Below are 23,880 nucleotides of genomic sequence, written 5' to 3' on the forward strand. Positions count from 1 at the left end.
GAGGTACTGCGTCGACAGGCATCGCCCGCCGCACGCTGCCGCTATCGCCTGCATGGCTTCGATCGTCAGCCGCCGCACTGTCGTCACTCCGGCTGGCGCAGGTTGCACATGACCAGCGTGTTGAGCATCAGCGAGATCTGCTGCAGATCGAGCGCATAGTCGCCGAGCTGCGCATCACTCGGCACGGACTCGCCGCGCGCCGTGCCCGTCCGTTGCGATGCGCCCAGCAGCAGCGAGTTGGTCGCGATCGCAACGTAACCCGCCGCCGTGTTCGCGCTGTCCGCGAGCATCAGTGCGCGAAGCACCGGCGATGTCGCGGTGGGGACGGTGCCGATCTGACGCGTCGCACGGTCCAGATATCGCCCCGCCAGCCAGACGTGATAGAGCGGGCTGCGCACGCCCGCCCTCGCGTCGGGCACGCCAGCAGCATTCTCACGTTCGAAGGCGGCGGCATCGCCCGCCGGTACCCGCGGCAGTTTCGCCCGCAGCAGCAGCGTCGCTTTCGCGATATCGGTCGCGCCGGTCGCCCGGAGCTGCTGGCACATGGGCGCCGCATCGCCAGCAACGGCGGCGTGCGCAGCCATCAGGACGGGCAGCGCAACGGCTGCCATGCGTGGGTACGGATTCCTCATTTTTGCCGCTCCGTATCGAGTTCGAGATTACGCTCCGCAGCCACCAGCCTGACCGGGTCGGTCTTCTTCCATTGCGCTTTCGGGATCAGTACCGACCACTCGGTGTGGGAGGTATCGAGAAAGAACGCCGCGACGCCCACATAGTTCGCTGCGTCGCCGATCGGCTCCGAGACCTTCAGCGTCTGCCCCGGACCCAGCGTCACGTCCCGGCTCCAGAGCGTTGCCGCCTTCAGCGCATCATTGCCCTCGAGCAGTTGAGCGTAGGTCGCCATCGCGAAGGGCTTGTCATCCTTTAACTGATAGATGCGCAGTACAACCGGCAGCGACGCGCCGTGCGCATCCTGGTTCAGCGCGCCGCGCGCCGTGATGACGAGGTTCATCTGCCTGGCCTTCGTCTCGAATACCGCGCGCGTGGCGTCCACGGTTCCCTCCTTCACCGACTGCCACATCCCGCACGCGCTGAGCGTCAACGTGAGGCCCACGCCGAGCGCGCCCCGCATGATCCTGGTACGCATCAGAATGGCGCTCCCGTAAAATCGGTATGTGGATAGACCGTCTCCTGACCATCGATGGTCAGCACCACCTGCATGGAACACTGCAGGCTCGCGTAGCGCCCAAGGAAGTGGTTCAGCACGTCGCCGAACAGCACGGCGTCGCCCGGCCCTGCGAAAGCGCCCGCGTCAAGGTCGACGTGGATGCGCACGACCCGCAGCACGTAGCCGCGCTGCAGGACCTGGTCCTGGGAGAAGCGCACCGTCCGGATCGCGTCGATGCGCTGGGGGACCGCGTCGTCCATTGTCCAGTCGTAGAGTTCGAGCACCTCGCGCAGTACGGGCGCGCCTGCCCCGAGCATCTGGTTGAATTCGTTCATGCCGTTCGCCGTGAAATGGCCCAGCGCGCGCCACTCGTAGCCCGGGTAATGGCGCGGCGGATACTGCGGCAGGCTTGGTCCCGTCAGGTTGCGTACCGACGCGATGCCGGTAAAGCCCGAAACCGCCTCGGTGATCGTCGCCTCGGCGAGCGCCAGGCGCGGCAGGCGTCCGTTGTTCGCCAGCGCGCGCACTGTCAGATGACGGTCCGGCTGCGGACGGTCCTCGTCATCCTGTGCGTTGCGATACGTCCCCGCCCAGAGCTGCCCCGCCAGCGTGACCCACAGCTCCCGTCCCACCACGCCGTAGCGCGTCGCGGTATGGAAGTACCGCTCCGGTTTCTCATAGCGCAGCATCCAGCCACGATGCCGGAAGCTCGTGAACGCCCGGTAGGCGTGCCGTGCGCTGCCCTCCGGATCGGCGGCGGTCACCTCCAGCACGTCGTAGGGCTCGACGTGAGCCTCCACGACGGACTGCACGCGCACGCGGTGCTCGCGGTCATGCCAGTCGGCGGGCTGCAGCGGCAGCGCGTCGACCTCGAACAGGTTGATCACGGGCGTGCAGAACAGCCGGAAGCTCTCCCGCCCCACCGGCTGATCGCCGGGCATGCGGGCGTCCAGTTCGATCTCGAAGGTCAACCGCGTTTCCCCCGCCGGCACCATTGTGCTATCGAAGCCGCACAGGTCGACGAAGTGGAACTTCTGCGGGAACACGAAATACTCCAGCAGCGTCTGCTCGCGATCGAGCTGCTGGTTGCGCTCAGGGTTCGTGACCGGCCACAGCCGTGTCGCCGAACCGAACCCCGCCGCCTCGAAGTGCACCCCGGCCAGCGGCTGCAGCGCGCCGTCGCGAATCGATGGCAGGCGCAGCCCGATCGCGGCGACCTGGCGCCTGAGCGCCGCGTACAGCGCGGCGGCGGCGGGCCGGTCACCATGCAGGTACAGGCGGATGCGCGACAGGTCCACGTGCTCGCGCTGGTCGCTGAACCAGAGGCCCAGGGTGAGGCGGATGACGGTGCGCCCGTCTGCGCGTACCGCCAGCGCCGCGTCCTCGACCGACAACGGCAGCAACTCGACCGTCTGCGTCGTGCGAAACGGGCACTGCACCCCATCGGGACCGACAGGCGCCGAGCGCACCACGGCCCCGGCGGGAATCTGCGCCGTGGCCGAACTCCTGCGGTTCAGGGGCATGCATTCGATGATCGACAGCGACGGGATCGCCCGCGCCATGTGTTCATAGAGGTTGTCGAGCAGTCCCTCGGTCGCCTCCGGCATCGCGTCGTCGAGCTTCATGCGCAGCCGCGCCATGAGCAGCGCAAAGGCTTCGTTGACCGCCCGGACCTGCTCGCCCTCCTGGCCATAAAGCATGCCGAGGCGGCGCGCGGCGTCGGGCTGGTCGCGTGCGAACTCGCGGCCAGCCTCGCGCAGATAGCGCATCTCGGCGTCGAAATATCTTAGGAACGGATTGCCGCCGTCCTGCTGGAACGATTTCCACGGCGCGGTCATGGTTGTAACTCCGGGGGCAAAGGTGGCAGGGAGGGCAGTCCGGATATCACGCCGGCACGGCCCGTCACGAAGATGCGCTCCGGCATGCGGAAACCGCGCAGCTTCAGCAGCTCTAGCGGCCCTGCTCCCGTCTGCACGCGCAGCAGGTAGCGCAGCGGTGACGCCGCATCGCCGTTCGTGGTACCGCCTGTCGCATCGCCCGTCGTACCGCTGGCGGCGGACGCGGCCTGCGCTTCGCCGCTGGCCGCCCCGCCATTCCAGACCAGCTCGTAGCGCGTATCGTCGAGCGGTTTCACCTGGGCTTTCTCCAGCATCCGCAGGAAGGCCCAGTCCCCGGTGGCATCGTACGCAAGGCGCAACCCGCCGTTCAGCGTCTGCCAGTTCAGCGACGCATGGCCATTCAGGCCGTTGCCCGGCCACGCGAGCGGCGACCAGGTCTCGTGCTGGTTGAAGTAGACGACCTGCTGCCCGTCTACCATCAGCTCCGTGCGCGTCACGCTGGGCGTCGGCTGCGGCATGACCGCGAAGTGATAACCCGCCTCGCCCTGCGTGTAGAGGTGCGCACCCATCGGCCCGATGAGGTGCAGCATCGCGAGGAACTTCGGATCAAACTGCAGCGACTGCGGCGCGAGTTCGTTCGGCACCCATTCGTCGCCCTGACGCTTGAGCACGCCGGCCAGCTCGACCTCGATGAAGCGGCTGATCAGCCCCGTGTCGGGCCGCACGTAGCGACCGAAATAGGCAAAGGACGCGTCCGCGCTCGTCGGCGAGAACGGATAGCGCGAGGCGAACGACGACTGGAAGGGTGCGGCCACGGCGGCGCGCCACGCGTCGTTCAGGCTCGCGGCGGCGGGCTGCAGGACCGCCTGCCAGGCTGCGTCGAGCGGCTGCACGAACAGGGTCTGGCCGAACCCCGCCCACTGTGCGCCCAGGCTCGCGGCGGTCAGCGCCGCGTCATCGCGCGCCTGCGACAGGTCCGAGAGCTTGCCCTGGAAGATCGCCTGCGCGAGCGAGCGCGCCATCGCCTGCGCATCCGGACTCGACTGGATCTGCTGCAGCTTCAGGCGCACGGTCGTATCGGCTGTCAGTACGCGCGAAAGACTGACGCCACTGAACGCGGCAGCATTCGCCGGATTGCCGTTGCCCGTCTTGCCGCTGGCCGGGGCCGCACTGGCGTCGCCCATCAGCGCCAGCAGCGGGCCGAACGTGCGGCCCAGCGGATTGACCACGGGGGCCTGCGTCGCATCGCTGCCGCTACCGCCGAGCAGCCCCTGTGCCTTGCGCACGAGCGTATCGGTAAGCGCCTGCGAGGGACGGCCCGCCTCACCCTGGTACTGCACCGATTTCATGACCGCCAGCAGCGGCGAGGTTTGTGCATCGGTCAGGCGCGTGAGCTGGTCGATCACGCCGGAGAAGCTCGTCGCCGGGATCCACTGGAAGCTGTTGAGCATGGTCGCCCAGGCTGCCGTGTAGTCCGTGAAGTACCGGTCTCGCAACCGCTGCCGGAGATCGTCGGTTTCGTGCTTCGCGTCGAGCGCGGTACGCGCCGCATCGACCGCCCCTTCCACTGCCGTGGCGCTCACCTGGGTGGTCGGCTGGCGGCCGGTCAGCACCCAGTCTCCTTCGACGTGCTGTCCCTTCACGGCGTCGTCAATGGCCTTCCCGATGACACCTTCCCAGGCTGCACGCGTAAAGATGCCAGGCACCGTCTGCGTCGTCGTGAACAGGCCGTGCGCGTCCGCGCCGGCAAGCAGCGTCGCGAGCGATACGTCCGCATATTTGCCGCGCGCGTCGTCAAGTACACGCTGATAGAGCACGTCGTCGCTCGCCGCCAGCCCGATCTGGTTGACGAGCATCGAGCGCATCTGCGTGACGAGCGGCTCCGATGCGCTGATGCGCCAGTCCGGATGCGCCTTCAGATGGTCGGACCAGAATCCCGCGAGCTGCTGCGAGGTGTCGAGCCATTCGCCGGCGCGCATCCCGACCACGGCGGGCCAGACCTCCAGCATCCGCGCCTTCAGGAACGGCGCGTCTTCGCGCGCCGGGGTGGCGAGCATAAGGTACGCCTTGAGGCGGTTGTACGCCTGCTGCTGCGCGTCGTGGCTCTGCTGCTCGTCGGCGCGCACCTGCGAAAGCTGCGCGATTTGCCCTTCGAGCGCCTGCACGACCGGTTGCCGCAGGTTGCGGATGGCGACGGTCCTGTAGGGCTGCCACAGCGCGTCGAGCAGGTCATCGTTGCGCGAGAGGCCCGCGCGCAGGGACCACGGCGCACCGTGCTGACGCCGGTATTCGAGCGTCTCGATCTGATGCTGCAGAGCGAGCTGCGTACGCAGCGCCTGCGGTGTGCCAGGCGTAGCCGCCAGCGCCGCTGCCATGGTCGTTTCGGCATCCTTGACAAGCGTCCGGTTGCCGAGGCCGGAAATCGCCAGCATCACCGACCACGCGATCGCCGCGACCAGCACGCACATTGCAAGCGCGTCCAGCCAGTAAAGGCCCGTGCGACTGCCACGGTAACGCGGCGCGCAGGCGGCGATCTCCCGCCAGACCGGTAGCAGCGCGCGCGGCTGTTCGCGCATGACCACATCGACCGGCATTGCCGGGGCAGACTGACCCTGCGACTCATTGCCGTCGGCAACCGGCAACGGAACGACAGGCGCACCCGGAAAGACCGGTGCGAACATGACGCCCGCCAGCGGCGCGCGCAGCCAGTGCGACGAAGCCAGCGTGCGCAGGCTCCCGGCCATCCGCCCGGCATGGTCACCGACGTACTTCGAGACCTCCATCATCCAGGTCACCCAGTGCGGCTCATCGCACAGGCGCACACCGGCATCCGCCGTTTTCTGCTCCAGCTCGTTCAGGATGTCCGGCAGCATGGCAGCGCTCGCCTGCGCCTGCCTGCGCGAACTGTCCGGCATGAACGCGCCCACCGCTTCGAACCGTTCAGTCTGACTGCCCGTCGCCGCGACCGGATGCAGGAAGGCAACGGGTGCGGCCCAGCCCAGCGTGGTAGCGATTCCCGAGAGCGTGCGCGGCAGTTCGGTATCCGTATCGTCCGCGCGGGCGACATGCACAACGCTATCCACCGGACGACGGCGGCGCAACTGCCGGATCTGGCCCAGCCACTTCGCCGCCTCGATGCCGTCCGGGGAAGCGTGCACGAGGATGGTTTCGTTCAGGTGCATGACGCCCGCCTGCTTGAGACCGGGCGCGACCTGATCGACGCGTTCGTCCGTGCCGTTCACCAGCAGCCAACGCAGGCGGCGACGCCAGAACCAGCCGTGCGAGACGCGCAGCTCCTCGTACATGCGTTGCAGACGTGCGTCGCGTTTCAGCGGTTTCTGCGCCTTCGTCTGGTCGCCGGTCTCCCTGCGAAACAACCGTCCGGCGACGGCGTATGCGCCGATGAAAAACAGGATGAGGTGAATGGCGACGACGACAATCAAGGCGATGAGAATGGCGATCACCACCCGCATGCGCGCCTCGCCCGGCGCGAGATCGAAGAGGTCGCCCCGGAACCACACAAGGCCAGCCGCGATAGTGGCGGCGATCAGGGCCGCGACCAGCAGCCCCCAGAGCGCGAGGCGTCCGGATGGCGCAGACTCCGCCACGGGAGCCGGATCAAACGGTCGCAAGTTCAGTTTCGGATCGGTCATGCAGGAAGAGTTCAGGCAACAAAGGATCCTTCCCGGGTGCGCCGGGCAGGACGTGAAGAATGGCGGATTGCACGCCATCGATGATCAGTTGCGGTCCATCCGCAGCGCCGCATTCGATGGCGGCGGCGACGGACAGCCAGCCGTCGGCGCTGCCAAAGTCGCCAACGACGCGGGCCGGCTCGCATCGGGCCTCGCTCTTCGCGACGGCATCCAGGTTCGCGATGCGCAGCCCCCGGTTGCATCGCTCGACGGCCCGCGTGATCCACGCGCGCGTCACGGCGGCGAACCCGGCCCTGCCCCATATCACGGCATTCGCGAAGCAGTACTCGATTTCGTCGGCCTTGCCCCCGACGGGCCGATGCAGCCTTGCCATCACGGGCACGTCTTCAGGCAGGCGGTAGAAGCCCGCATCGAGCAGTACGGCGAGACATCCCTCCGTGCTGCCGGCAAGCGGCTGCCTTTCATGCCAGGCGGCTGCGACCACGAGCAATGGCCGCGCCTCGCGGGCGTCGAGCCAGGCGTCGGCCACGAGCAGCCCGTGCGAAGCGGGCACCGCCTGCACGGCAAGCGGCGGCAAACCGGCCAGGTACAGCGCGTCGCGCACCTGCTGCTCGCGCAAGGCTTCCTCGCCGGGTTCGGCCAGCACGCACACCTGCGGCCAGTGGGCGGGCTCATAGAGCGTGAGCGCGCGCAGGCTCGCGGCGATCTGTTCGAGCGCATCGGCAATCCTGGGCACGAGCGGGCCAACGGGCTTCTTCGGAGCCGCATCCACCATGGCATCGGACCCGCTCTCCGCCACCAGATCGGTCATATCGGATTCGTCAAATTTCTGCGGCTGGTCATCGAAGCGGCAATGCTCGATGACACCCGAGCCTGAGCGGGGCTGCTGCTGTTGCGGCAGACGCACGCCGGCATTGATCGCCTGTGCAAGCGTCTGGCGGTTCAGGGGCAGGCAGTAGCCGATGCCCAGCACCCGTAGCGGCTTCTGTGCGACACGGATGCGCTCCGCCAGCCAGCGGTCGCGATGCCCGTTGCGGTGGTACGCGCGATACCACATGGCCTCATAGCCAACGCGTTCGATCGCGAAGAGCAAGCCGAAAATCCCGTTCGGAACACCGATGACACAGAACCAGAACCATGCGCCGCCCGCACGTTCGCCCTTCGGCCACAGCAGCAGCGCGATAGCGGCCCCGAACACGGCGCAGGCCAGCCAGATGCAGAACCACCACGGCCAGAAGCGTGGGCGGCGCGGATAGGCGCTCGGGCGTCCCGCCCGAGAAAGTTCGACGGGCATTACACGAAGTTGACGTTCTTCAGCGACGAGATCAGCCGACAGCCACATGCGCAGCGATGGTCGTGCAGCGCGAACAGCTTCTTGTCGCGATCGGGAAACTTGGCGGCTCCCTCATCAACGAAGGTCGGGCCGTGCAGGTCGCAGAGCGCCTCGTCGCCCCTGCGGGCAAGTGGCCTGCCCATGAATATGGTCCAGGGCGAGCACTTTCCGGTCACTTCGCCGCCATGTTCGAGTTTGTCGCCTTTGCGGATGGGGGATTTCATAGTTAACACACAGTCGTGAGGAGGATATTCGGAGTCATTGGAAACGGAATTCTTTTTCGCACATCGCACGACTCAACTTAATTTGTTTCGCCGAGCGTATCTCGATAACAGAAACATACTCATCACCGTCTGATTCGCAGGCATGCAAATCTAGCGATACATAGCGAGCATCAACTGAAAGCGTCGGCGACATAACTGAAGAAGCCTCAGAAAGTAACGTTGACTGTTTAACCCCGGCTCCATAGAAGCCCTGAAGGTTGATCAAATTTCGGTCGCTTCCAATTTTTGCAACAACAGCAACGAAGCTCATCGGATTGACCGAAAGTGGAATCAACGAGACGTAAATCCTGGCATTCAAATTCACGTCAGCCAGAAATCCGACATGGGGTGCAGCCTTTATTGCGTGAGTCACCACATCAGAATTGCAGCGTTCCAAATCAGCAGTGGGAATATATGACGTTCCCGAGATGATCACTGCCTGTCTGTCCGAACTTACTTTGGCATCGACTACTTGTTGATCGATTCTGCATCGGTGTTCAGAGCCTGCCATCTTTACAGACACCTCTGAATCCGAGATTTTTTTTACAGAAATAGTCGTATCCGGCGTTGTTTGAGCGAAAACATAACCAACCATCATACAAAGCGCCAAAGCAAAAAGTGCGTTCATATGCTTCACAACAACACCTTCCTTACCATTACCGTATACTTAATACGATCATCTATTCCATTCAGAGCACCATTTATACCCTTTGCAACTCGCTTAATAAGCTCCTTTTCCGCATTTTTCTCTGCCAGCGTCAATGCAATTCTTGGTGGGTCACCATCGATTTCACTGACAACCTTCGGTCGAAATGCCGTCACATACGATGCGCCGGAATCAACAATGAAGGTCGGGCCGTGCAGATCGCAGACCGCCTCGTCGCCCTTGCGGGCAAGTGGCCTGCCCATGAATATGGTCCAGGGCGAGCACGTTCCAGTCACTTCGCCACCAAGTTCGAGTTTGTCGCCTTTTCGAATTGGAGATTTCATCGTTGTAGCTTTACTTGCCGTTTTAACCGTTACTGGAAGCCAAATGATTCTTGGCGCGAGGTTCGATTAAGTTGATCTGGTCTACTCGAACGTGCATCGACAAAATCGGCGTGTCCCCGAAGTGACAGCGTCGCATATCAAGCGAAACAAAGTGGGTTGACTTTGGTCGGAAATCCAAAAACTTCGGAACCAGACTAAGCAACCTCAATCTTTCATTTCGATTTAGGAACGACAGGATATTTTTTTGCGAGTGCCTTTCGAATCGATTCGGCGTCCTTATACTGTGCATGCGTAGAGTGGCCATCTCGAAAACCACATTCACATTGATCTACAAAGGGTGCGCTGGCATCACTCTGCAATCCCGCGAAAACAACTCCTTTTTGAGCGCCGCCAGTTATCTTGTAGATGTAACCATCGTAATATTCACCGCCGTAATCGTAATGGTTGAGTGGTGTTCGCACTAGAATGACGACCTCCTTATCTTTCGGATCATGATCAGCATTCGCAAAAAAGACAGTGGCAACTTCTGGAACACCATCATCTTTCACGTAACGATCGAATAGTTCATCGTGCCAAAGATGGTTTTTGTCAGCGAACAGTAAATGTGCATCCAACATGTAAGGCCTATTGTCTTTGGTATAGCCCGGCTCGTCGGACGTGTTCATCACAAAGTAGATGTACACCCCTTGCATCGCAGGTCCTGCGTCAATGATCGGAAGCTGCAATTTGTGGCTCGCGTCGGTGCGAGCACTCACTGCAGCCTGAACTGCAGCAGGAACGTCGGTTGCACGGGCCTGCTGCACAAAGGACAGAAAAAGCAATACCAACAAAAACCGTAATGTAAAAAAACGTTGACTATTCATCACAACCAAGCCTCTGTTAAATTTGACATTAAAACATGTTCTAACCGGTGAGTAAAAACAGTGAAAGGCATCTGAAGACGTCTCGCTTTTGGACAGGAGGACAAATCGCGATCACCCCTCCTTCTGACGTTCCAATGTGCTATCCGCCGGCATACCCGGCGCATCGCCAAGGATGAAATAGGTATAGTGAAAGAACTGCTGACGCGCTGGCAAGCCGCCCGCACCACCCACCAAGCGAAAACAACCCTGAACATCTGTGTTGCTCAAGCCATGGTCGGCTTTCCTGTTAATACGAGTCTTAACCCAGAAGTAGCCAGCAGAATCCGCAGCGGTTTCTGCGTCAGCCTGCAGAAGCGTCGGGTTGGGATCGGTCGTGAAATCCTTGGCGCGATATTCCCCATACTCGCGATACCCTTTTCGCCATGTGAGGTGAATCAAACCGCGACCGCAGAAACGAGCACCGTCGCCTGACTGAACGTTTTCACCAGCTACAGCTTTCTCGTGAACTTCGCCGGGACGCTGAGCTATGTATGTAGGACGATCCCGATTTTTCAGGAAACCAAGATTCTTAAGCCAATTGTACTTGTTGTCGAAATCATAGGCGGCATCACTGGCGGTATAGCTCTCATACATTTTCCGGAAGTAATCCGCGCTTCCATTTTCCCTCGTTGAGCATAAAGCTCCGGTCTCCTTGAAAATCTGCCCAAGAAAGTGGGCCTTCCGGAGACTACTGCTAAATCCATATTTGAGAAACATATGATTGAGTGCCAGCCACATGCCTTGGGGCGATTGCCCCCTAGCATCGTTGTTGCCCTCAGAAAATCGCTTCTTGCTCTCAACCCACGATATGTGACCGCCGGCATCAGATATCGAATTACGAGGCAACAGTTGAATCTGCTCCTGCAGGCTCAGCCACCCGCATTTTCTGAAAAGCCGGATGAACGCGAGCGGATGGAAGAACCAGACTTTCTGCCCAGCAGGGAGCCCTGTCTTGTCCCAGAACTGGACCTCCTTCAGATAATTGAGGAAATCGTTGTAGCCCTTCTCATTGCCGTGGTAGAACCCGCCCTCATCGAGCAGCTTCGTATAGCGTTCCTCGTTGTGCGTACTGTCCCATTCGCTGGGCGCATTGCAGATAAAACCGCGTAGCTGCTGGCGCACCTGAACGTTACCCTTCACATAGGCCGAGAGCACGTTCGTCTTATGGGCTTCCGTAGTTTCTCCTGCCACCGGAGGTATTTCGTGCGGCGCGGCGTCGTTCAGTATTCTCTTCAACGCATCGACATCGCACAGCCCATCGCTGCCAAATGGGGTGTTGGCGTCGCTGACCTTCTGCCAGCCCATGAAGGACAGAAAATCTGCGTCCGAGAACTTCTGGATGCTCGAGTCGTTGATATCGATGTACCCCTGCTGGTTCACCACCCATGTGACCTTCATCCACGTCACGCGCGCATCAGCAGCCAGCGTTTTCGTTGGAGAGACGATGTGGCCAAAGCGCAGCAGCTCATAGCCGTCGCTTGGACATGTCGCGTAGAGCGCCGTGGCACGCTTGTTCAGATCGTATTCGTAGTCCTTTTCCTCGACGGGCTGCGGCGTAAGAAGCGTTTGCGTGCCGTCCTGCGCGACGCTCCAGACGTTGGTGTATTTCGCGCCCTTGCTGAAGTACGTCTCCACAAACAGCGGCAGGGTGTTCTGGCCCGCCTGCCCCGGCGTAAATTCAATCCCGTGCAGCTTGTTGTCGGCACCGGCCCCCTGCGGCAGACGACGAAAATTGCTGCCCGCCGGAATGACGAAATACGCATGCCCCCACCAGTCCGTGCCGTCAGATGGAGCAGGCGTCGTGTTGCCGAGTTGCGTGCGCCCGAACCAGGCGTCGAAATCCGCCTGCACCATGAAGATCTCGAGGTGCAGATGTGGCATGCCCTCATACTGGCCGAGCCACCCCAGCACGTCCTTGCGCCGGACCTTCCTGCCGCTCCCTGAAACGGCAGGCGGCACCGGCGCAGCGGGATCGCCCGTAGGCATGCGCAGGAACTCCGGCATCTCGTTGGCGTTCGCACTGTGCTGCTGATATTCCACCAGCGGTAACAGATGCATGTAAAGCGAATAGAACGTCAGCGTACGGCCGTTGCCGGTCTCGGTCGTATGTTTCAGCAGCACAAAGCCGGTATGGCTCGCGCCGTCGTCAATCGCGTGCTGACAGACCCGATACGCAACGACCTCGCCATCGGCAATCGCATGGACCCTCCCCTTCGTGTCCGGCTGAAGATGCACGCCGCAATGCCAGCGCCGGTCGAAGGCGATTGGGTAGATGCCGTGTGCGCATTCGAATTTGTCGACCGCGTCCATCATCGGATCGGGGTGCGTTCCGGTCGGGGCCGCAAGACCCGCATCGGGCAGAAACGGTGGGCTGATGATCATGATGTTATTGGGTGTGGCTGTATCGGGGGTTGGGCCGGTAGTTGCTCACGGGCAATTGCGGCAGGCTGACCGCCGTATCGCCCGGGCCTTCGAAGGTGAATGAAGCCGCCTTGATGCGGAATTCGCCTGGGCAGTTGAACACGACATTCCCGTTCTCAATGGTCATTGACGCGCCGCCGCTGGCCATCATCGCCTTCGTTTTGGCATCCACGAGCACGTCCGCGCTGGCGCTCGACACGTGCAGTTTCTGGTCAGCGAAGAGATCCATGGCAGCGTCCTGCGCCTGCAGCTCGATTTTTCCCTTCGAAAAAATCTTGATGCCGAGCTTGTGCGCGCACAGCGAGATCAGCTCGCCCGCCACCATGCGCAGCCGCTTCACTACGCTCACGTCCATGTCCTGCCCTGCGGTCACGATCACGTTCTCCCCCGCCGAGTGCTGCGCAGATTTCGGCGTCACGAACGCCATGCCGCCAGGCGCACTGGCCAGCAGCCCCGCATCGCGAAGCTGGTTCAGCCCGTCCAGGAGGGCAGCCTGCGTGGCCCGGTTCGCTGGCTCGGCCCTGGCCTGCGTGGTCGCCGCCGCCAGTTCTGTCACGCGCTGCAGCGCGGCCTTCAGTTGCGCTACGGCAGCAGGCATGTCGAGGTGCGGCGTATCGGCCCCGGCTGCGGCGTCCGCCGTGAAGAACAGGCCCTTCGCCGCACGCATCGTGCCCCACGCCTGGGACGTAATTTCGAACCCTTCGCCCCTTTTCAGCTTCTTGCTGTTGAGCAGATAGCCCTGGTTGACCGCCGACTGGCTGTAAACTGTCGCAATGCGCGCGCTTTCCTTGCCCTGCAGATCGTTGAACACGATCTCCGCGCCGAGCAAAGGGGATCGCCAGACGGCATAGCTAAACAACGCGTCAGTCGCCCGAACCACGTCCGGTTGCGAAAAATCGTGCAGGGCACCGCTGATGTGAAGCCGGTCCACGTCCCCATGGGCCGCCTCGAGCATCACCTCGGTCGTGGGCAGCAGAGGCGAGTGGAAGCCGCCTTGGTACGACGCCGAGGGACGCAGCAGGCGCAGGTTCAGCAGCCTGTTATCGGCATTGCCCGAACCCTGCAGGAACTTCGGCAGAACGGGGTAGCGCCCGAATTCATCCAGATAGGCGTAAGGGGCCGAGTCCAGGGTTGTGACAACGCCGACGACGGGGCCGCCCAGAAAACGCCAGTCCCGCTCGTACACGAACTCCGGACGGTAGGTCAGGTGCGCGGGCATCGCCTTGAAGCGCGTATAGGCGGGCTTCGTGCGGCTGCCTTCCATCCTGAACGATGTCACCACGAAGCCGTATTCCGCGCTGGGCATCGTCGTGTTGGTCAGCTTGATCACCACGCCCGATGCAATGCCTTTCGCATCGGTCCTGCCCGCGAGCGTCACCTGACGGGCGATCTGCTCGTCGCGTCGCGTCTGCGCGAGCGCCTCGCCCTGCGCCTGCGTCAGGTGAAACTCCGTGCTGCAGCTGATCTGGCCGAACACCGAGCGGTCGTCCGCCTCGTCGGAGAGGTTCGCCGTGACCCGCAGCGGGTCCGCCGGCGTGCGATAGTTGCGCTCCCACAGCTCGATCGTCGCTGCCACCAGTTCGCGCTGCTCGTGGACCGCCTGCGCCGCTTCGTGCCAGTTGCTGTGCAGGCCCGACCCGGCCAGCAGCGGCAGGTTGACCGACCGGATATAGGCGCGCGGGTTGTTCGCGAAAACGAGAATCTCGAGCAGCCCGTTCTCGCCGCGCTCCTGCCGGTAGAACCAGAAAATGCCCTTGCGTTTCGCGTGACGGGTGACCATGTTCCATATGGACTCCTCGTACATCACGACCTGCTCCATCTTCTCCTGCGGCCCTTCGAGATGGAACTCGATGTCGAAGGCGTCGAAGTTCTGCCCGTCAACCATCCACTGGCGGACCATCTCCTCGAACGTGACATCCTTCAGTACATCGGATTTGATGACGCGCTTGCACAGGGCGGCAAAGCGCGGCTTGATGCGCACCTGGTAAGCGGCCTCGTCGCGGCTCGTGCGGATGCGCTTCCAGCGCGTCACCACGCCATTGAAGGTGGCCGCCGCATGGTCGACGGGACTGGTCCAGCTCGCCGAGGGCACCGACGCCCGCTCGTCGACCTGCAGGCCCGCGCGCCGCCCGACGTACTCCTTGCCATCGATATCCAGTCGCGGCGAGGTGACCGTGATATCGACCTTGTAGTCCTTGCAGAACCCGCCGCGCACCTTGAAGTCGAGCACATCGAGACCGTTCTGCCGATTGCCGATCCAGATCCTGAGATGCTGGGTCAGGCGCGCGCTCGGGTGGCGCAGCGCATCCGTAAAGTTCTTCGTCACAGCATTCATGCGCATCCCTCTCCCTGTCCGTTTGAAGGGAACGAAGCGAAATCGTTGTCGTTGCGGTCGCAACTACGGCCAACTAAAAAATATGGGGTTGCAACGCAAAAAGGTCAATCGACCCGACTGCCCGGCGTCTGAAATCCCCCACATATTTGTCAAGTAACGATAAATCGGACTCCTCTGATTTTTAGAGATGCGATTGCGTGATAGGCAGCGACGATCGCCTAGTGGCGCACAGGCGGCGCGAGCGGATCGCGCTCGGGAAATGGCCAGTTCTGCTGCTCGTGATGACGCAGCGCGGTGGCCAGGAACGTGGCGTCGTCGCGGGCATTCGCCTCAAGGCGCTCGGCGATCTGCTCGAGCATGGCCAGCATCTCGATCCGCGTTTCGTTCGCGTCGGGCCGCGCCGCGAGGAGCATGAGACACCGGAGCCGCTGGATGTCGGTCAGCCGCGCATCGGCATGGCTGGCCGCCAGCATGGTGAGGCTCTGCAGCCGGTCGTCGTCGGGCAGGATGCAGCGTGGTGCCCGGTACGGGCACGGTGACATCATCGTCAGTCATGGCAGGCGGGTCCTGGACACAGGACCGCGCACGACGCGACAAAGCGGGTGAGCGGGCACGATAACGGGGTTGGTCGACCGGGATCGTAACGAACCGGCAGGCCCGATGGCCTCCCCGCTACGGCCCGCCTCGTTGCAGCCATGGGAGGCCCAGAACCACGCTGCCGAGCGGGCGGCGAGCGCGTCGTCGGTGGCGAGCAGATCGGGATTCGCGATCAGGTCCACGCCGAGCGCACGCCCGCACGCGAGATAGTTGTCGCGGAAGGTGATCTGCTTCAGTCCGCGCCCCTTGAACCGCCAGCCGTCGCCATTGCCATAACGCCCGCCATAGGCCACGTTCGCGATCTGCTGCTGGCGGGCCGGCGGCACGGTCGTTTCATCGGGATGCCGCCGCTCTCGTGACGGGCCTGCGCGATGAAGGCCGCCTGACGCGCGGGCGTGCTGATCGCGAATTCACTCATCGCGGCAGATACCGGCGCGAACCATCGCGTGGTGAGCATATCGGTGAGCGCGGCGGCGCGCTGGAAGGTGTCGCGGTCCATGTTGCCTCCGGACGCAAGAAAGGCCGCGCAGATGGCGGCTTGTTATGCAGGTGTATTTCGGGTTATGGGCTGCGGTGTGGATCGGCCGATCTTCACGAAAGAAACGAAACCTTGCAGCTTGAGTGCGCCAGACGCGTTAGTGCCGAGGACCTTGCTGTATTCCAGCCATAGCGAATCGGCGCTGGTCCAGAACGGCATGACACCAGCCAGCGAGCGGCCCGGGCAACCCGGACGACATGCCGATGGTCAAGCGCCCACGCAAACCGACTAACGACAGGTTGATGCACGAACCGCCGGCCAGCAGCGCCAACGCGAAATAGCGTCGGCGCGCGTGGCAACGGTATCGGCGAAACAACACGTCGCGCGGTTTACAGGCGCGCGATCGACACCTCCGTCGACTTCACCAGCGCGACCACTTCCGAGCCGACCTTCAGCTCGAGTTCGTCGACCGAGCGCGTGGTGATCACCGAGGTAACGATACCGAACGGCGTATCCACATCGACTTCGGATACTACCGGCCCGCGGATGATTTCCTTGACCTTGCCTTTGAACTGATTGCGTACGTTGATAGCGGAAATGCTCATATCGAGTGACTCCAGAAAATCGATTAAAAACAGTCAGTCAAGGGATGTCAGACGGCCCAGCGGACGTCTGTCGGCCGTGTGAGACGGCCCTCGCCACTTGCGTCGTAAGCGCGGTGGGACAGCGCGTCGTCGTTCGGCGCCGTCTTCAGTACGCGTTGCAACACATGTTCTTCCAGCGCGGCGAAACCGGCCGAAGCGCGCGCCCGCGGCCGCGCGAGCGGCACCGGCTGATCGAGCGCGATGCGCCCTTCTTCGATCAGCAGGATCCGGTCGCCCAGAGCCACGGCCTCGTGCACGTCGTGCGTCACCAGCAGCGCGGTAAATCGATGCTCACGCCACAGCCGTTCGATCAGCGCGTGCATTTCGATACGCGTCAATGCGTCGAGCGCGCCGAGCGGTTCGTCCAGCAGCAGCAATTGCGGCCGATGCACCAGCGCGCGCGCCAACGCGACGCGCTGCCGCTGACCGCCGGAAAGCTGCGCGGGCCAGTCGTTGGCGCGCTCCAGCAAACCGACTTCGGCCAGCACCGCGCGCGCATCTTCGCGCGCGCTGCGGCCAAGGCCGAGCATCACGTTTTGCAGCACGCTCTTCCAGGGCAGGAGGCGCGCGTCCTGAAACATGATGCGGGTGTCGAGCGGCTGGCCGTCTTCAGCGCGCTTTTCGAGCACACCCGAGGTAGTCTTTTCCAGGCCGGCGACGAGCCGCAGCAAGGTCGACTTCCCGCAGCCGCTGCGGCCGACGATCGCCACGAAACTGCCGCGCTCGATCGACAGATTGAAATCGGCCAACACCGTGCGCTCGCCATATTGCTTGCCGACGCCGCGCAACTCGACCGAATAATCGGCGGAGCGGCCCGCGTCGTTGCGCGCCAATGCGCCCGCCGGCGATACCCCGCCGCTCCGGTTCACGTCGTGCGTCCGATCGGCGCGTTCGAGTCCGGCCGCTTCGCCAGCGTCGTGATCTGCGATGCGCGGCTGCGCCAGTTCGGCTTCGAGATCGCTGCCCGCGATGCCGCCGAACGACGCCGACAATGTCGTTGCGCTCATGCTTTCGCTCCTCGTTGATAGGCCGGATGCCAACGCAGCGACACGCGCTCGAGGCTCTTTGCCAGCAAGTCGGCGAGTTTGCCGAGCGCCGCATACAGCAGGATGCCGACCACCACCACATCGGTTTGCAGGAATTCGCGTGCGTTCATCGTCATGTAGCCGATGCCCGATTGCGCGGAAATAGTCTCGGCGACGATCAGCGTGACCCACATCAGCCCGAACGCGAAACGCACGCCGACCAGAATCGACGGCAGCGCGCCCGGCAAGACCACATGCCGGTACAGCGCGAAGCCCTTCACGCCATAACTGCGCGCCATTTCGATCAGATTCGCGTCGACTGAGCGGATGCCGTGAAAGGTGTTCACGTACACTGGGAAAAACACGCCCAGCGCGACGAGAAACACCTTCGCTTCCTCCTCGATACCGAACCATAGGATCACGAGCGGAATCATCGCCAGCGCGGGGATGTTGCGGATCATCTGCACGGTCGAATCGAGCGCGACTTCAGCGGGCTTGAACAAGCCCGTCGCGAGCCCGAGCACGAGTCCGATGCCGCCGCCGATCGCAAAGCCCGACACCGCGCGCAACGTGCTGACCTTCACATCCGCCCACATCTCCCCGGACTGGATCAGCGACCACGCGGCCTTCACGACCGCGAGCGGTTCGGGCAGCACACGCGTCGACAGAACGCCGCTGCGCGCGGCGACTTCCCACGCCAGCAGAATCGCGAGCGGCGCGAGCCACGGCGCGAGATGCGTACCGACGCGGCGCAACAAGCCAGCAGCCCCGCCTGCGCCGCGTTCCGTACTCACAGTGGATTGAGCCATGATTGCTTTCCTCATTCCTTATCGATTGGCATCGCCGCCGAATCCAGCGAGCGAGTGCTCAGCTCGAACTCGCCGCCTTCGGCAGATAGTTGTTGCCGACGATCTCGCCGAATGGACCCGACAGCGGGCCGTTCGCCGTCTTGCTGCGACGGTTCGGCAGCAGCGGAAACACCAGCTCGGCGAAGCGATACGACTCTTCGAGATGCGGATAGCCCGACAGGATGAACGTGTCGATGCCGAGGTCGGCGTATTCCTTCATGCGTGCGGCGACCTGGTCCGGATTGCCGACTAGCGCGGTGCCCGCGCCGCCGCGTACAAGACCGATACCCGCCCACAGATTCGGATAGACCTCGAGTTCCGCGCGGCCGCCGCGCTTGCCGCCGTGCAACGCGGCCATGCGGCGCTGCCCTTCGGAATCCATCTTCGAGAACGAAGCCTGCGCGCGGGAAATGGTTTCGTCGTCGAGCTTGCTGATCAGCTTGTCGGCGGCGGCCCATGCTTCTGCTTCGGTTTCGCGCACAATCACGTGCAGGCGGATGCCGAACTTGATCTCGCGGCCATGCGCCCTGGCGCGGGCGCGAATGTCGGCGACCTTCTTCGCGACGGCGTCGGGCGGCTCGCCCCACGTCAGATACGTGTCGATATGCTCGCCGGCCATGTCATGCGCGGCCGGCGACGAACCGCCGAACCACAGTGGCGGATGCGGGTTCTGCACCGGCGGATATAGCGCCTTGCCGCCCTTCGAGCGCAGATGCTTGCCGGTGAACTCGATCGAGTCGTTGGTATGCGCGGCGCTCAGCAGCTTGCGCCAGATGTGCAGGAATTCGTCGGTGATTTCATAGCGCGTGTCGTGATCGACGAACACACCGTCACCTTCCAGTTCAGCCGCATCGCCGCCGGTTACCACGTTGATCAGGAGACGTCCGTTCGACAGGCGGTCGAAGGTCGCCGCCATACGCGCCGCGAGACCCGGCGACGAAATGCCCGGGCGAATCGCCACCAGAAACTTCAGGCGTTTGGTCGCGGCGATCAGGCTCGACGCGACCACCCATGCGTCCTCGCACGAACGGCCGGTCGGCAGCAGCACGCCCTCGTAACCGAGCGTATCGGCCGCCACGGCGATCTGCTGGAAGTAGTCGTAGTCGGCTGCGCGTGCGCCTTGGGACGTACCGAGATAGCGGCTGTCGCCGTGAGTCGGAATGAACCAGAACACATTCATTTGCTGCTCCTGCTTGTTCGAAACTGGATGGAGTGGAGACGGCGTGTCGAGTGAAAGCGCACACGCTGGCCGCGCGTTTTCACTCGGCGCGCGGCCGGGCCATGCGTCGCAAAAGGGGCGGAATTACACAACTCAACGCGGTTTAGCGTGGTTTAGCGCGGTCTGGTTCCGACAGCGCAACCGCTGGCGCGCGTGCGCCGTGGGGCTGGTGAAGATCGGCATCAGGCAGGACATCGCGACGGCTTCCCTCGACCAAACGTGCGCGTCATGCGCTCGATTAAATGGGCAACGGCGGCAACGCCGTCTGCATGGAGAAACAGTCTATGGATCGGGCCGTGGCTTTTGAACGATTTTTTTTAGCTTAGGTTTTCCACTTTCGTGATTAGCCCGACGCTAAAGCATACGGCTGGCGCGCGTTGCGCACGCGTGAAAGCGGATGGTCCTCGGGGTGGCCCTCGGGGTGGCCCTATATATAATGGCGCACATTTCCAATAATCCGGTGCAGGCCGCGCGAACCGCGCCGCCTGATCTCTCGCGGTGCATGCATGCAAAAACTTATCCTGCCGTTCGTCGCCGGTTTCCTGGCTTCCCTGTTCTTTCACGAATCGACGCTCGCGCTGCTGCACGCAGCCGGGCTGATCGACCCGACTGGTTTTTCGACCGCGCCGTTTTTGCCGCTCGGGTTGCCTGAGTTCATTGCGAACGCAATCTGGAGCGCGTTCTGGGCGGTGCTGATGGCGTGGCTGTTGCGCGTCGCGCCCGAACGGCGCGCGCCGTGGGTGCCGGCCTTCGTGTTCGGCGGCATTGTGCTGACGGCGGCGAGCGTGTTTGTGGTCGATCCGCTGCGCGGCATCTGGCCGAGCGGCAACATGCTGCCGCGGCTCGCGGTGGGTTTCGCGGCGAACGCAATGTGGGGCTGGGGCGCGCTGGTGTTCATGCGAGCGTTCATGGCGGGCGAAGACGAGGACTGAGCGAGGATTGAGCGTCGTCTTTACGCTCGATTGCAAGGCTATGCCGATGCGGGCACCGGCATCGTTTTTACCGCCGTCCTGACTTCCTCTTAGCCGTGCAGATCACGTAGCGGATGTTCGTTTGCCGGCCACGGGCTTTCGAACATCTTCTCCACGTCAGCGGCGCTGACGTCTTCGATGCGCGCGAAGCGCCAACGCGGCGCGTTATCCTTATCGATGATGCGCGCGCGAATCCCTTCGATCACGTCGCCATGCTCGAAGCACGTGCGTGTCAGATCGAGATCGCAGCGCAGCACGTCCGCCATCGAACCCTCGGCCCGCGTCACCACTTCCAGCGACACCGCCATCGACAAGGGCGAACGCTCGCGCAACACGCCGATCGTCTGCTCCGCCCATTCGGCGGCATCGCCTTCGCTTTCCCGTTCGAGCGACGCGAGTATCTGCACGACATCGGGCAACGCAAAATGCCGGTCGATCAGCGCACGTGTGCTCGCGAGCGACGAGTCCTCCGGATTCGGCACGACTCGATGCGAGCGGGTCTCGCGCTCGATGCACGCCACCACGTCGGAACCCCGTTCGAACAGTTCGCTGCGCAATGTATCGACTAGCGCGGGCAGCGCTGAATCGTCGATATAGGCGTCGGCGAGACCTGCGTAGAGCGCGTCGGCCGCACCGATCGTCTCGCCGGTCACTGCCAGATAGCGGCCGAGCGCGCCCGGTGTGCGCGACAGAAACCAGCTCGCGCCGACATCGGGGAAGAGTCCGATACGCGTCTCCGGCATCGCCATTCTGGTCGAGTTGGTCACGACGCGCAGACCGCCGGTGCGATGCGCCCCCTGCGAAATGCCCACCCCGCCGCCCATCACGACGCCGTTCATCAACGCGATATACGGCTTCGGATACGTAAAGATCGCATGATTGAGCCGGTATTCCTCGATGAAAAACGTATCGCGCACGTCGTGTTCACCGCGCTGCGCCGACTCGTACAGAAAGCGGATATCGCCGCCCGCGCAGAAAGCGCGCGGATGCTGGCTGCGCACCACCACCGCGAGCACGTCGGGATCTTCGCGCCACTGGTCGAGCGCCGCGTGCATCGCCCGAATCATGCCGGTCGACAGTGCATTGAGCGCCTTCGGGCGCTCCAGTTCGATGAAACCGATGCGGTTGGCTACGTAGGTCGCGACTTCGTCGCTGACGGCGGGCGAGGCGGAACTGGACATAGGGAGCTAAGCGCGCGGGCGAGAAGTGAATCGGAACTGAACGTTATCACGCGCTCGCCGCTTTGGGCCTGGTGGACAACTGTGCGGAAGATTCGGTACGTGCTTCGGTGGACTGTTTGCGGGCGCGCGTGTTTTTTGCTGCGGGTTGCTGCGCCGCCGGTTCGGCCTGCGGCTCTGCCGCGTGCCGCGCGCCGAGCCATGCATCGAGCGCAACGTCCACTACCGTGTCGAGCGGCGCGCTCGGAAATACCGGGCACGTGAGATTAAGCGCGACGATGCCATGCATGGTCGCCCAGAAAGCCTCGGCCCATACCGCCACGTCCACCGATGCGGGCAAGCGCCCCGCTGCTTTCAACTCCTCGAGCGCGACGATCATGATGCGCAACGAGGCGTCTCCGGGATCGTCGTCTGCTTTGAGCGGTGTGCCGCTCTCTTCCACTGGCGCAATGTCAGCCGATGCAGCCGGCGCGGCAACGCCGCCGAGCGCGGCGCCTGTGTAGCTCGGATCTTCCATGAAGATCAGCCGGTAGGTTTCCGGATGCGCAACGCCGAACGCCACATAAGCGCGCCCGAGCGCCTTGAGTCGTTCAGCCGGATCGGCGATCTGCGCAAGCGGCACGAAGGTCTCGAGCAATTGCGCATAACCTTCCGCGCACAACGCCTGAGCGATCTCGTCGCGGCTCGCGAAATGAAGATACAGCGTGGCAGGTGAATATTCGATGGCGTCGGCGATCTTGCGCATCGACAACGCAGCAAAGCCTTCACGCATGACGATGCGCCGCGCCGCATCGAGGATGCGCTCGCGCAGCGCCTGTTTCTGGCGAGTTTTTCGTTCGGTGATTCCCATGAAGCACATTTTCGGGTTGACAAACTGAAAAGTCAAATTAAACTGAACGCTGTTTACTGAACGGCGTTCATAAAATTTACCTGGATCAATCAGGTCTGCCCGGCGCGCTCTGCCGCCGCCTCAAGGGGTCGTCATGCAAGTCACAGGAAAAGTGGGTTTATTCGATGCCGCGGGCGCGGCCGGTCAATGCATTGCGGCGGCGCTGAGCGCGGCGGGCCGGGATTATCGCGTGGTCGGCCGCTCGCACAAGCCGCTCGAGGCGGCCTTCGGCCAGGATCCGCACGCGGAAATCGTCACGTGGAATCCCGACGATGCGGCTTCGATCACCGCGGCGGCGGCCGGGTTGCAAACGGTCATCTATCTGGTCGGCGTGCCCTACGATCAATTCGCCTCGCACCCGCCGTTGATGGAAAAGACCCTTGCCGGCGTGACGGCGGCAGGCGTCGAGCGCTTTATTCTGATCGGCACGGTGTATCCGTACGGCCGCGCGCGCGGCAACCCCATCACCGAAAATCATCCGCGCGAGCCGCACACCTTCAAAGGCAAGATGCGGCTCGCACAGGAAAATCTGGTGTTGGCGGCACACGGCCGCGACGGCTTGTCGACGCTGGTGTTGCGCCTGCCCGACTTCTACGGTCCGGGCATCGAGCGCAGTCTGTTGAACGGCGTGTTCGAGGGCGCCGCTCACGGTAAGCGCGCGCAGATGATCGGCCCGGTGGATGTGCCGCACGAATTCATTTACCTGCCGGACATCGGGCCGGTGGTCGAGAAACTGACGCGTACGTCCGAAGCCTACGGCCGCTGGTGGCACCTGGCCGGCGCCGGCACGATCACGCAGCGTGAAGTGGCCAAACAGGCGTATGCGCTGGCGGGCCGCGAGCCGAAGTTGACGGTGGCCGGCAAGACCCTGTTGCGCGTGCTCGGCCTGTTCAATCCGCTGATGCGGGAGCTGGTGGAGATGAATTACCTGATGACGGACCCCGTAGTGCTCGACGACACCGCGTTGAGTACGTTGATCGGATCTATCGCCAAGACCTCGTACGAAGACGGTATCCGGCAGTCATTCCCCGCAGCGCGCGAAGCGGCCTCGGCAACTGCTGCGACAGACCGGACCACGGCGAAACCTGCTTAGTCGCGCCAGGTTTTTGCGAGCGCAGGTGTATGTAA

At 63.1% G+C, this 23,880-nt stretch carries 22 protein-coding genes; 3 read left to right on the forward strand and 19 right to left on the reverse strand.

Annotation, left to right across the window (positions count from 1 at the left end; all coding sequences use genetic code 11):
* Positions 1-83 precede the first annotated feature (83 nt).
* The 13 genes from WN982_RS12695 to WN982_RS12755 all read right to left on the reverse strand — a co-directional run bounded on the left by WN982_RS12695 (position 84) and on the right by WN982_RS12755 (position 15,826).
* Entirely contained in the window at positions 84-632 is a 549-nt protein-coding gene (locus tag WN982_RS12695) for a hypothetical protein (protein WP_341312347.1), read from the reverse strand.
* Complete coding sequence (tssJ, locus tag WN982_RS12700) at positions 629-1,147, reverse strand: type VI secretion system lipoprotein TssJ (RefSeq protein WP_341312348.1); 519 nt, start codon at positions 1,145-1,147, stop codon at positions 629-631. The genes WN982_RS12695 and tssJ overlap by 4 nt, the downstream gene beginning before the upstream one ends.
* Positions 1,147-3,006: a type VI secretion system baseplate subunit TssF gene (gene tssF, locus WN982_RS12705; protein ID WP_341312349.1), complete on the reverse strand. Its 1,860-nt coding sequence runs from the start codon at positions 3,004-3,006 to the stop codon at positions 1,147-1,149. Before tssF ends, tssJ begins: the two co-directional genes overlap by 1 nt.
* Positions 3,003-6,659, reverse strand: coding sequence for an ImcF-related family protein (locus WN982_RS12710; protein WP_341312350.1), 3,657 nt, complete (start codon positions 6,657-6,659; stop codon positions 3,003-3,005). The genes tssF and WN982_RS12710 overlap by 4 nt, the downstream gene beginning before the upstream one ends.
* Positions 6,625-7,953, reverse strand: coding sequence for a hypothetical protein (locus WN982_RS12715; RefSeq protein ID WP_341312351.1), 1,329 nt, complete (start codon positions 7,951-7,953; stop codon positions 6,625-6,627). Before WN982_RS12715 ends, WN982_RS12710 begins: the two co-directional genes overlap by 35 nt.
* A complete protein-coding gene (locus WN982_RS12720) occupies positions 7,953-8,216 on the reverse strand; it encodes a PAAR domain-containing protein (RefSeq protein WP_341312352.1) in 264 nt (87 codons plus the stop codon). The genes WN982_RS12715 and WN982_RS12720 overlap by 1 nt, the downstream gene beginning before the upstream one ends.
* Positions 8,217-8,250: 34 nt before the next feature.
* Positions 8,251-8,883 carry a hypothetical protein gene (locus WN982_RS12725; protein WP_341312353.1) on the reverse strand — a complete coding sequence of 211 codons (633 nt, stop codon included), beginning with the start codon at positions 8,881-8,883 and terminating at the stop codon, positions 8,251-8,253.
* A gap of 5 nt (positions 8,884-8,888) precedes the next feature.
* Positions 8,889-9,245, reverse strand: coding sequence for a PAAR domain-containing protein (locus WN982_RS12730; RefSeq protein WP_341312354.1), 357 nt, complete (start codon positions 9,243-9,245; stop codon positions 8,889-8,891).
* Positions 9,246-9,457: 212 nt separating this feature from the next.
* A complete protein-coding gene (locus WN982_RS12735) occupies positions 9,458-10,108 on the reverse strand; it encodes a hypothetical protein (protein WP_341312355.1) in 651 nt (216 codons plus the stop codon).
* Between the two features lie 111 nt (positions 10,109-10,219).
* Positions 10,220-12,529: a hypothetical protein gene (locus WN982_RS12740; RefSeq protein WP_341312356.1), complete on the reverse strand. Its 2,310-nt coding sequence runs from the start codon at positions 12,527-12,529 to the stop codon at positions 10,220-10,222.
* A 4-nt stretch (positions 12,530-12,533) separates the two neighbouring features.
* Entirely contained in the window at positions 12,534-14,903 is a 2,370-nt protein-coding gene (locus tag WN982_RS12745) for a type VI secretion system tip protein VgrG (protein ID WP_341312357.1), read from the reverse strand.
* A 218-nt stretch (positions 14,904-15,121) separates the two neighbouring features.
* Positions 15,122-15,448: a hypothetical protein gene (locus WN982_RS12750; protein ID WP_341312358.1), complete on the reverse strand. Its 327-nt coding sequence runs from the start codon at positions 15,446-15,448 to the stop codon at positions 15,122-15,124.
* 6 nt (positions 15,449-15,454) lie between these two features.
* Positions 15,455-15,826 (reverse strand): glycoside hydrolase family 19 protein, encoded by a 372-nt coding sequence (locus WN982_RS12755; RefSeq protein WP_341312359.1) that lies wholly within the window; start codon positions 15,824-15,826, stop codon positions 15,455-15,457.
* A gap of 69 nt (positions 15,827-15,895) precedes the next feature.
* On the opposite strand from WN982_RS12755, the gene WN982_RS12760 reads away from it, so the two are divergent.
* Complete coding sequence (locus tag WN982_RS12760) at positions 15,896-16,270, forward strand: hypothetical protein (RefSeq protein ID WP_341312360.1); 375 nt, start codon at positions 15,896-15,898, stop codon at positions 16,268-16,270.
* 97 nt (positions 16,271-16,367) lie between these two features.
* Here the strand turns inward: WN982_RS12760 and WN982_RS12765 are convergent, their stop codons facing one another.
* The 4 genes from WN982_RS12765 to ssuD are packed head-to-tail and all read right to left on the reverse strand — an operon-like array spanning position 16,368 to position 19,675.
* Complete coding sequence (locus tag WN982_RS12765) at positions 16,368-16,583, reverse strand: molybdopterin-binding protein (protein WP_007182147.1); 216 nt, start codon at positions 16,581-16,583, stop codon at positions 16,368-16,370.
* Between the two features lie 47 nt (positions 16,584-16,630).
* On the reverse strand, positions 16,631-17,629 hold the full coding sequence (locus WN982_RS12770; protein ID WP_341312361.1) for an ATP-binding cassette domain-containing protein: 999 nt from the start codon (positions 17,627-17,629) through the stop codon (positions 16,631-16,633).
* Positions 17,626-18,456 (reverse strand): aliphatic sulfonate ABC transporter permease SsuC, encoded by an 831-nt coding sequence (gene ssuC / locus WN982_RS12775; RefSeq protein ID WP_341312362.1) that lies wholly within the window; start codon positions 18,454-18,456, stop codon positions 17,626-17,628. The genes WN982_RS12770 and ssuC overlap by 4 nt, the downstream gene beginning before the upstream one ends.
* A gap of 58 nt (positions 18,457-18,514) precedes the next feature.
* Entirely contained in the window at positions 18,515-19,675 is a 1,161-nt protein-coding gene (gene ssuD, locus WN982_RS12780; protein ID WP_341312363.1) for an FMNH2-dependent alkanesulfonate monooxygenase, read from the reverse strand.
* A 545-nt stretch (positions 19,676-20,220) separates the two neighbouring features.
* Here ssuD and WN982_RS12785 point away from each other — a divergent pair.
* Positions 20,221-20,646, forward strand: coding sequence for a hypothetical protein (locus WN982_RS12785; RefSeq protein ID WP_341312364.1), 426 nt, complete (start codon positions 20,221-20,223; stop codon positions 20,644-20,646).
* A gap of 89 nt (positions 20,647-20,735) precedes the next feature.
* Here WN982_RS12785 and WN982_RS12790 read toward each other — a convergent pair whose 3' ends face one another.
* Together WN982_RS12790 and WN982_RS12795 are read right to left on the reverse strand one after the other, a co-directional pair.
* Complete coding sequence (locus WN982_RS12790) at positions 20,736-21,866, reverse strand: enoyl-CoA hydratase/isomerase family protein (protein ID WP_341312365.1); 1,131 nt, start codon at positions 21,864-21,866, stop codon at positions 20,736-20,738.
* Between the two features lie 46 nt (positions 21,867-21,912).
* Positions 21,913-22,713 carry a TetR/AcrR family transcriptional regulator gene (locus WN982_RS12795; protein WP_341312366.1) on the reverse strand — a complete coding sequence of 267 codons (801 nt, stop codon included), beginning with the start codon at positions 22,711-22,713 and terminating at the stop codon, positions 21,913-21,915.
* A 133-nt stretch (positions 22,714-22,846) separates the two neighbouring features.
* Here WN982_RS12795 and WN982_RS12800 point away from each other — a divergent pair, with 133 nt between their 5' ends.
* Positions 22,847-23,845: an NAD-dependent epimerase/dehydratase family protein gene (locus tag WN982_RS12800; RefSeq protein WP_341312367.1), complete on the forward strand. Its 999-nt coding sequence runs from the start codon at positions 22,847-22,849 to the stop codon at positions 23,843-23,845.
* The last annotated feature ends 35 nt before the right edge of the window (positions 23,846-23,880 follow it).

The organism is Paraburkholderia sp. IMGN_8, assembly GCF_038050405.1.
GTDB lineage: Bacteria > Pseudomonadota > Gammaproteobacteria > Burkholderiales > Burkholderiaceae > Paraburkholderia.

Coding starts and splice junctions, on each gene's coding strand:
- WN982_RS12750 (WP_341312358.1), bottom strand. CDS start 15,448: ATGATGTCACCGTGCCCGTACCGGGCACCACGCTGCATCCTGCCCGAC.
- WN982_RS12790 (WP_341312365.1), bottom strand. CDS start 21,866: ATGTCCAGTTCCGCCTCGCCCGCCGTCAGCGACGAAGTCGCGACCTAC.
- WN982_RS12715 (WP_341312351.1), bottom strand. CDS start 7,953: ATGCCCGTCGAACTTTCTCGGGCGGGACGCCCGAGCGCCTATCCGCGC.
- WN982_RS12735 (WP_341312355.1), bottom strand. CDS start 10,108: ATGAATAGTCAACGTTTTTTTACATTACGGTTTTTGTTGGTATTGCTT.
- tssJ (WP_341312348.1), bottom strand. CDS start 1,147: ATGCGTACCAGGATCATGCGGGGCGCGCTCGGCGTGGGCCTCACGTTG.
- WN982_RS12785 (WP_341312364.1), top strand. CDS start 20,221: ATGCAAAAACTTATCCTGCCGTTCGTCGCCGGTTTCCTGGCTTCCCTG.
- ssuC (WP_341312362.1), bottom strand. CDS start 18,456: ATGGCTCAATCCACTGTGAGTACGGAACGCGGCGCAGGCGGGGCTGCT.
- WN982_RS12765 (WP_007182147.1), bottom strand. CDS start 16,583: ATGAGCATTTCCGCTATCAACGTACGCAATCAGTTCAAAGGCAAGGTC.
- WN982_RS12745 (WP_341312357.1), bottom strand. CDS start 14,903: ATGAATGCTGTGACGAAGAACTTTACGGATGCGCTGCGCCACCCGAGC.
- WN982_RS12740 (WP_341312356.1), bottom strand. CDS start 12,529: ATGATCATCAGCCCACCGTTTCTGCCCGATGCGGGTCTTGCGGCCCCG.
- WN982_RS12730 (WP_341312354.1), bottom strand. CDS start 9,245: ATGAAATCTCCAATTCGAAAAGGCGACAAACTCGAACTTGGTGGCGAA.
- WN982_RS12800 (WP_341312367.1), top strand. CDS start 22,847: ATGCAAGTCACAGGAAAAGTGGGTTTATTCGATGCCGCGGGCGCGGCC.
- WN982_RS12725 (WP_341312353.1), bottom strand. CDS start 8,883: ATGAACGCACTTTTTGCTTTGGCGCTTTGTATGATGGTTGGTTATGTT.
- WN982_RS12720 (WP_341312352.1), bottom strand. CDS start 8,216: ATGAAATCCCCCATCCGCAAAGGCGACAAACTCGAACATGGCGGCGAA.
- WN982_RS12770 (WP_341312361.1), bottom strand. CDS start 17,629: ATGAGCGCAACGACATTGTCGGCGTCGTTCGGCGGCATCGCGGGCAGC.
- WN982_RS12795 (WP_341312366.1), bottom strand. CDS start 22,713: ATGGGAATCACCGAACGAAAAACTCGCCAGAAACAGGCGCTGCGCGAG.
- WN982_RS12695 (WP_341312347.1), bottom strand. CDS start 632: ATGAGGAATCCGTACCCACGCATGGCAGCCGTTGCGCTGCCCGTCCTG.
- WN982_RS12710 (WP_341312350.1), bottom strand. CDS start 6,659: ATGACCGATCCGAAACTGAACTTGCGACCGTTTGATCCGGCTCCCGTG.
- ssuD (WP_341312363.1), bottom strand. CDS start 19,675: ATGAATGTGTTCTGGTTCATTCCGACTCACGGCGACAGCCGCTATCTC.
- tssF (WP_341312349.1), bottom strand. CDS start 3,006: ATGACCGCGCCGTGGAAATCGTTCCAGCAGGACGGCGGCAATCCGTTC.